This is a genomic window from Lysinibacillus sp., from assembly GCF_032093475.1.
In the GTDB taxonomy this organism is placed as follows: domain Bacteria; phylum Bacillota; class Bacilli; order Bacillales_A; family Planococcaceae; genus Lysinibacillus; species Lysinibacillus irui.
The window spans coordinates 1-7,040 of the sequence record NZ_DAMDAY010000170.1 but is presented as its reverse complement, the minus strand read 5'-3'; the positions used below and the strand labels follow the sequence as shown (position 1 = coordinate 7,040).

7 protein-coding genes are annotated in these 7,040 nt (G+C 39.6%); 2 read left to right on the top strand and 5 right to left on the bottom strand.

Annotated elements, in window-relative coordinates; genetic code table 11:
• Positions 1 to 664: helix-turn-helix domain-containing protein (locus RT445_RS22315; RefSeq protein ID WP_313471590.1), on the bottom strand; the 664-nt coding region annotated here is incomplete at its 3' end.
• A 123-nt stretch (positions 665 to 787) separates the two neighbouring features.
• On the opposite strand from RT445_RS22315, the gene RT445_RS22310 reads away from it, so the two are divergent.
• Positions 788 to 2,083, top strand: coding sequence for an MFS transporter (locus tag RT445_RS22310; protein WP_312507077.1), 1,296 nt, complete (start codon positions 788 to 790; stop codon positions 2,081 to 2,083).
• A gap of 37 nt (positions 2,084 to 2,120) precedes the next feature.
• On the opposite strand, the gene RT445_RS22305 is transcribed toward RT445_RS22310, so the two are convergent.
• The 4 genes from RT445_RS22305 to RT445_RS22290 all read right to left on the bottom strand — a co-directional run bounded on the left by RT445_RS22305 (position 2,121) and on the right by RT445_RS22290 (position 5,869).
• On the bottom strand, positions 2,121 to 2,837 hold the full coding sequence (locus RT445_RS22305; RefSeq protein WP_312507076.1) for a LutC/YkgG family protein: 717 nt from the start codon (positions 2,835 to 2,837) through the stop codon (positions 2,121 to 2,123).
• Complete coding sequence (locus tag RT445_RS22300) at positions 2,834 to 4,264, bottom strand: LutB/LldF family L-lactate oxidation iron-sulfur protein (protein ID WP_312507075.1); 1,431 nt, start codon at positions 4,262 to 4,264, stop codon at positions 2,834 to 2,836. Before RT445_RS22300 ends, RT445_RS22305 begins: the two co-directional genes overlap by 4 nt.
• A gap of 16 nt (positions 4,265 to 4,280) precedes the next feature.
• Positions 4,281 to 4,997: a (Fe-S)-binding protein gene (locus RT445_RS22295; RefSeq protein ID WP_313471588.1), complete on the bottom strand. Its 717-nt coding sequence runs from the start codon at positions 4,995 to 4,997 to the stop codon at positions 4,281 to 4,283.
• A 140-nt stretch (positions 4,998 to 5,137) separates the two neighbouring features.
• Entirely contained in the window at positions 5,138 to 5,869 is a 732-nt protein-coding gene (locus RT445_RS22290; protein ID WP_313471586.1) for a FadR/GntR family transcriptional regulator, read from the bottom strand.
• Between the two features lie 509 nt (positions 5,870 to 6,378).
• Between RT445_RS22290 and RT445_RS22285 the strand changes: the two genes are divergently transcribed.
• A partial coding sequence (locus tag RT445_RS22285; protein ID WP_313471585.1) for a cytochrome c biogenesis CcdA family protein occupies positions 6,379 to 7,040 on the top strand: 662 nt, incomplete at its 3' end.

The window sequence follows — 7,040 nt, the reverse complement described above, 5'->3', positions numbered from 1 at the left end:
TTGACTCTTGAATTAATTTTTTCCCTTCCTCATGCTCACCAATTGCGAGCTGGAATATACTCGTATAATAAGTCATTAATAAGGCATCGCGGGAATCGAGCTGATAGTCTTCTTGTTCAATAATTTCCTTTGCCTGTAAGATACGAGCGTAAGCCGATGTATATTGACGCTTTGCTGCTAAAATTGAAATCTCTAGGACAAATGTTTTGAACCAATGGCTGCGTAAATTAATTTCCTTAAAAATAGTACGAGCTTGCTGAAGCGGGGATTCCCAAGTTGTTAATCCAGCTTCATACTGAGCGTATGCGTAAATATACAATAACCGTCCAGCTTCGTAGCTAAGTGGAAGATTCTCTACAGATGGCTTAATGAGATTAACAATTTCTTGATGATGGTCGGCATCACCCCGTTTTACTTCTGCAAATAAAATTTCAACCTGCTCTAAAAGCGGGCGAAGTGAGGATGACGTTACTTCTTCCAGTAATTCACTAGCTTTCACCCCTAAACGTTCAGCAATATAATCAAGGCTTTCCATGGAAGGCTTGGCCTTATCATTTTCTATTTGGCTTAACATGCCCTTTGTTAGACGCTCACCGGCTAGTGCCTCTAATGTTAATTTTTGTTCTTTCCTTAATTTACGAATGCGTGTGCCTAAAGAATCCACTGCCTCGCCTCCTTTTGTTTAATTATATTAAACTTTTTCTTGCGTGAAAAGGGGGAGCTATGGTATATTTTGTTTAACATGATTAAACTTTTTAATTTAGTTAAAAAACGGAGGGGTTTTGAGATGAATGAAGCGGAGAAATTAAAGAAGGCTACCTATCATTTATGGACATTTACAGCGAGTAAAATGATTGCCATGCTAGGGGCACATGTGATGGCATTTGGTTTTAGCTTATATATATTAGCCATGACAGGGTCGGCCATGAGCTTTGCAACGAATATGATTTGTTCTGTGTTACCTCGTGCTCTTGTGGCACCTATAGCAGGGTATGTCGCGGATAATTATTCGAAAAAACGAACAATTTTACTGGCGCAGGCAGGGACTATTGTAACCGTTGGGGGCTTACTGTTATATACAGAAACGGTAGGGATGTCAGTTTACGCTATTTACATTGCTACTGTGTTTAACACGATCTGCTCTGCCTTTTCCGGTGTTACATTTTCATCAGCTATTGCTACCCTTGTTAATTCAGAGCGCTTACAGCGTGCGATGTCATTTAATCAAATGTCCATGTCCGTGGCTGCCATTGGGGGGCCAGTCATTGGCGGGATGATGTACGGATTTTTTAATATCGACGTTTTTTTAATGGTCAATATGGTGGCGTACGCTATTGCCTTTTGTTTAGAGGCAACAATGGATTTTAACCTCTATAGTACAAGAGGAAAAGATGTGAAGAAGGAAAAGGTTTGGGAAAGTCTTAAAGGTGGGTTCCATTACATTAAGCAGCGTAAAGTCATTAAAACAATTATGTGGGTAGCATTATGGATTAATTTATTCTTTTCTGCCATATCTGTCGGAGGAACATTCATTATCATTGAATTACTGAAAGTAGAATCTACGCATTTCGGCTTTATTCAGGCTTCAGGAGCAGCGGGTATGCTGGGAGCTTCCGTATACTTTGCATCAAGATCAGAGGTTAAAGTGCCATTACGTTTCTCAAAAATAAGCTTATTGCTATTGTCAGGGAGTGTAGCTTTAGCCGTCATCCCATTAGTTACAGATTTCTCCTACTTAGCAGTCGTTATCTTTTATCTAATCATTTACTTTATTTTTGCTATATTCGAGATGGGCATTAATATGCCAATTGGGGTGTATATGCAAAAAATTATCTCAGAGGAATACCGTGGACGCGTCTTAGGCTTATTAGAGACCATGGCAATGTCCATGATGCCAATAGGTATGGTTATTTACGGTATATTATATGATACTGTACCAGCAACAATTATTTTACCTGTTACAAGCGTCATTATAATTTCAATTTCACTTGTAATGTTGCGACCATCCATCTTAAGAGAAGCACATCCAGAGTATTATGATCAAAAAGCTATAGCAGAAAGTATTCCTAATTCAACAACATAACCAAAAGGCATGCATAAACTTTGCATGCCTTTGTTAATTATTGGTCCTCAATAACAATATACGTTGCTTGAATGGGGCCATGTACCCCAACGATTAAAATCATTTCGATATCTGCTGAGTTACTTGGACCCGTTATAAAGTTGATGCATGAGGCAATTTTTTCACCACGACGGATTTTTTCACTAATCCAACGTGCTGCCTGTGTCATACGAGGAACAATCGTACTTTTCGGAATTAAAATAATCGATTTTTCTGGTAAAAAACTAACACTACGTCCCTTATCCTTGCTACTAAAAAGTACAGCAGTTCCTGATTCTGCCAAGGTCATTTCACTGATTGTAATACCAATATTCGCTTTTTCAGCTTGTCGGATGTTTTCCTCCTGGTGCTGTGCATTCCATTCATAATGCTGAATATTAGCTTGTGGCCATTGTTCGGTCATTAATTGTGATAGTCCATACTCTTGGAATCGTTTATCATGCCATGTAATGATGGACTGACCCCCATAATGGTCAACAACGGATTGTAAATCTTCAGATAGCTTTGCGGTAGTGGAAATGACAATATCAGTATGAATATTAGCACACTGCTTTATTAATACCTCTACTAATTCGTCCTTTGTGGCATCTTTGAGAATGCGGTCTTGTGGCTGATATTGCCACGTTGGGCGTGAAAGTTCTATTTTTGGTGAACGTCCAAGCTGCTTTGCGATGTTGGCTAAGAAGGATTCTCGATTGTGAATGGTACCTGTCACTGGTGTTCGCCTCCTTTTGAACGGTTTTTCAACCAATCTCTAAAGCTATCTTTTGTTGGTGCAGGAAAATCCCTCGCTTCAGTCCATGCTTTTAATGGACCTGGTCCTTTCGAAATGGTGTTGTCTTTCGTAAACGGGGACATTGCTGGTGCCGCCATTTTGGTTGCCATCTTATATAAAGTAGGGGAGGAAGCACCTAAGCCAAATGCCTTCATTAATAGCTTTTCAGAAACAGGTGCTTTGCCTTCATTTTCAACGATGACTTGGCGATGGCGATGAATCAGCTGATGTAAAGGGATTTTGACAGGACATGCATCTGTGCAAGCCCCACACAATGTAGAAGCATATGGCAATTCTTTATAATCATCATAGCCTCCTAAAAGAGGTGAAAGGACAACGCCAACAGGCCCAGAGTAGATGGAACCATACGTATGGCCACCAACATGACGGTATACAGGGCAAGCATTTACACAAGCAGCACAGCGGATACATTGTAAAATGGGCTGGAATTCACTACCTAAAATAGCCGAGCGTCCATTATCTACAATAACTAGGTGAAATTCCTCTGGTCCATCTGTATCACCCTCTTCTTTGATTCCGGTTAATGTCGTAATATAGCTAGTTAGCTTTTGACCCACCGCACTCCTTGTTAATAGGCTCACCAGAACCTCCATTTCTTCAAAGGTAGGGACAATTCTTTCCATTCCCATAACCGTAATTTGCGTTTTCGGTAAAGCCGTGACTAAATCAGCATTACCTTCATTTGTGACAAGCGTAATGGAGCCACTTTCTGCAATGGCAAAGTTACAGCCGGTTATCCCAATATCTGCGGTTAAATAGTCATTTCGTAATTTTTGTCGCACATAGAGAGCAAGCTCCTCTGGCTTTTCTGTTTGCGTGTAGCCTTGTTTTTCCTTAAAAATATCTCGAATCTGCTCTTTGTTTTTATGTAGGGCAGGCGCCACAATATGGGAGGGAGGCTCATGATCTGCGACCTGCAAAATGTATTCGCCAAGGTCTGTCTCAATCACTTCACAGCCAAGTTTCTCTAAGGCTGCATTTAGGTTAATTTCTTCTGTCACCATCGATTTCGACTTGACAATTTTCGAAGCATCCTTCTTTTTGGCAATGCCTTGAATGTAATCGGTTGCTTCTTGTGCCGTATGAGCAAAGAACACATGTCCGCCTCTTTTGGCAACATTGTCACTTAATTGATATAAGTAATAATCAAGGTTAGCTAAAACATGCTTGCGAATTTCCTCTCCATGCGAGCGCCATTCTTCCCAATGACCGAGCTCGTCAGCTTGTTGTAAGCGGCGAGTTTGAAAGCGTTCTTGCGCACTTGAGACAGCCCCACGCATAAAGTGATTGTTAAGTTCTTTTGTTACACGCTGATGGAATGGCTCATTACTTGTCTTCATTGCCATGATTTATTTCCCCCTTTTATCGGCAGTTTAAAATTTCAGCAATATGCATCACTTGAATTGGTTTCCCTTGGCGCTGAATGCGACCACCGATATTCATTAAACAGCCGGCATCGGCCCCAATTAAAATGTCAGCGCCTGTTTCTTCCACATTTTGTACTTTTTCATTGACCATTTCTCCAGAGATATTGCCCATTTTGACTGAGAAAGTGCCGCCAAATCCACAGCACCGATCTTTACCTGGGAGATCCGTGTAGTGTAGTCCTTTGACATGGCTTAATAATTTTAACGGAGCATCCGTTACACCGAGCAGACGAGTCATATGGCAGGATGTATGGTACGTAGCTTTGCCTTCGAAATGAGCACCAACATCTTCTATTTTTAAGACATGGACAATAAATTCAGTAAATTCATATGTTTTATCCGCTAAAGCCTGTGCTTTTAATGCCCATTGTGGATCGTCCTTTAATATTTCAGGATATTCTTTCAGCATATAAGCACAGGAACCAGAAGGGGAGACCACATATTCAGCTTCCTCAAAAGCAGTGATCATTTTTTTTATGGCACTTTTGGATTCTTTCACATAACCGCTATTGTACGCAGGCTGCCCACAACAAATTTGATTTTCAGGAAAGTCTATTTCACAGCCGAGTCGTTCCAACACTTCAACAACTGCCTTTCCGACATTTCCTTGAAACATATCTACTAGGCAAGTGGCAAATAGTGATACTCTCATTTTCATCGCTCCTTTTCTAAACAACTGGTCATCTGATGACTTTTGATGGTTATATCATACAACAATTTGTTAAAAGAATAAAAGTGTTTTTAGGGAATTTTCTGAAAAAATAAAACTACCTAGTGAAGAGGTAGGTAGTTTTACTCGGAGTTGGATTCCGTTAATTCGAAATACTGTAGGAGCACCTTTTCAACATTGCTTAAATGAGAAGCCATCGCATGTTTGGCCAACTCCCCATTTTGCTGTTTAATCGCGAGGAAAATTTGCATATGTTCATCATATAATTGTTCACTCGTTGTTTTTTTGGAATACAACCAAATTCGGCGAGTTTCTTTCATTGTTTCAATCATAAGGCCAGAAATTTGATCTAGGATGGTAACGAGTAGGGGGTTTTGAGAGGCAGTAGAAATGGCCGCATGGAATTGATAATCTACTTTTTCACCAAGCTCGCCATCACCGTTGGCTTGCTTCATATCCTCTAAAATTTGTAGCATGGCTTGTATATCCTGGTCCGTACGATGGATAGCTGCACTTGCTGCTGCTCCTACCTCAATAATCTTGCGCACCTCTAATAAATGAGCAATATCCTGTCTATTCGTTAACATCGCAGTGGACAATGGAAAATCAAGTTGATTGGATGGCACACTTTTAACAAATGTCCCAGAGCCTTGTTTAATCTCAATCAATCCCATCGCTTTTAAAGCGGAGAGCGCCTCACGTACAGCAGATCGGCTAACTTGTAATTGTTCTGCGAGCTGTTCAACAGAGTCAAGACGATCACCTGGTTTTAGGACACCAGCTCTTATTTTTTCATGTAGAATTTCGGACACTTCTTCATAAATTTTTTTAGGTTTAATTTTTCTTAGTTCCAAGGAGCTACACCTCATTTTCTCGATCAAATGCTCATTTGTTATCATCATTATACATGAAAATAAGTCATTTACTCACGGATTCAAATAAACATCTTATGTAAAGAGAGATTTTGTCGAAATGTAAAGGGGGATAATAATAGTATCAACTTATAATAAGGTCATCAGATGATTCGATTTTCTGATATCTTTGTCTTTGTAAATGATTTCTTACAATAGCATTTGGTCAATAGTGTCTATCGAATACAGAAGCCTATTTCAACAGTAACGCCAACTAATCGACAATGTCAAGACTGTGGGAATAAGGGGAGTGATTGCTGCTACGAAAGGGTAGAATATTGGCGCAATTTGTTGACAGAATAATAACGGGAGAGCATAATGCAAAAGTAGCGAAGTGGCACTTCTCAAAAATCTCATACTTTTGCCATGAAACGTTCACAAACTGGAAGGGCGCATTTTATTCTGTTTTTTGGTACGATGGATGCAGTAACTGTAAGGAGCGATTATAAAATATGGGATCTGATATTAACGTATTTTTAGCTTTTGGTGCAGGGTTTTTAAGTTTTATTTCACCATGTACTCTCCCACTGTATCCAGCATTTTTATCGTACATAACGGGTATGACATTAGATGAGCTAAAATCGGAAAAAGGTATGCTACAAAAACGTGCCATTTTCCACACATTATTCTTTTTACTAGGTTTTTCAATTATCTTTATTATTATTGGGCTAAGTGCTTCATTAGCGGCAGAATTTTTCCTAAATTATCAAACATTATTACGACAGGTTGGGGCTATTTTAATCGTAGTATTTGGTTTAATGATTGTAGGATTATTGCAAATAGACTTCTTAATGAAGGATCGTAAGTTTCAATTTAAAAATAGACCATCTGGCTATTTGGGGTCCGTCTTAATAGGGATTGCCTTTGCGGCAGGTTGGACACCCTGTACTGGACCCATCCTAGCGTCCATTATCATGTTAGCTGGTACAAACCCAGGTGCGGGCTTCAGCTATATGTTTGCGTATTATTTAGGATTTGCGATTCCATTCTTCGTGCTTTCGTTCTTCATTTCACGTATGACATGGATTCGTACTCATAGCCAAAAAATTGTGAAAATCGGCGGTTATGTAATGATTGCCGTTGGGATCTTATTATTCTTTGATGGATTAACGTA

Bases quoted from the DNA above. Each gene is read 5' to 3' on its own strand.
- RT445_RS22310 (WP_312507077.1), top strand. From the start codon at position 788: ATGAATGAAGCGGAGAAATTAAAGAAGGCTACCTATCATTTATGGACA.
- RT445_RS22300 (WP_312507075.1), bottom strand. From the start codon at position 4,264: ATGGCAATGAAGACAAGTAATGAGCCATTCCATCAGCGTGTAACAAAA.
- RT445_RS22295 (WP_313471588.1), bottom strand. From the start codon at position 4,997: ATGAGAGTATCACTATTTGCCACTTGCCTAGTAGATATGTTTCAAGGA.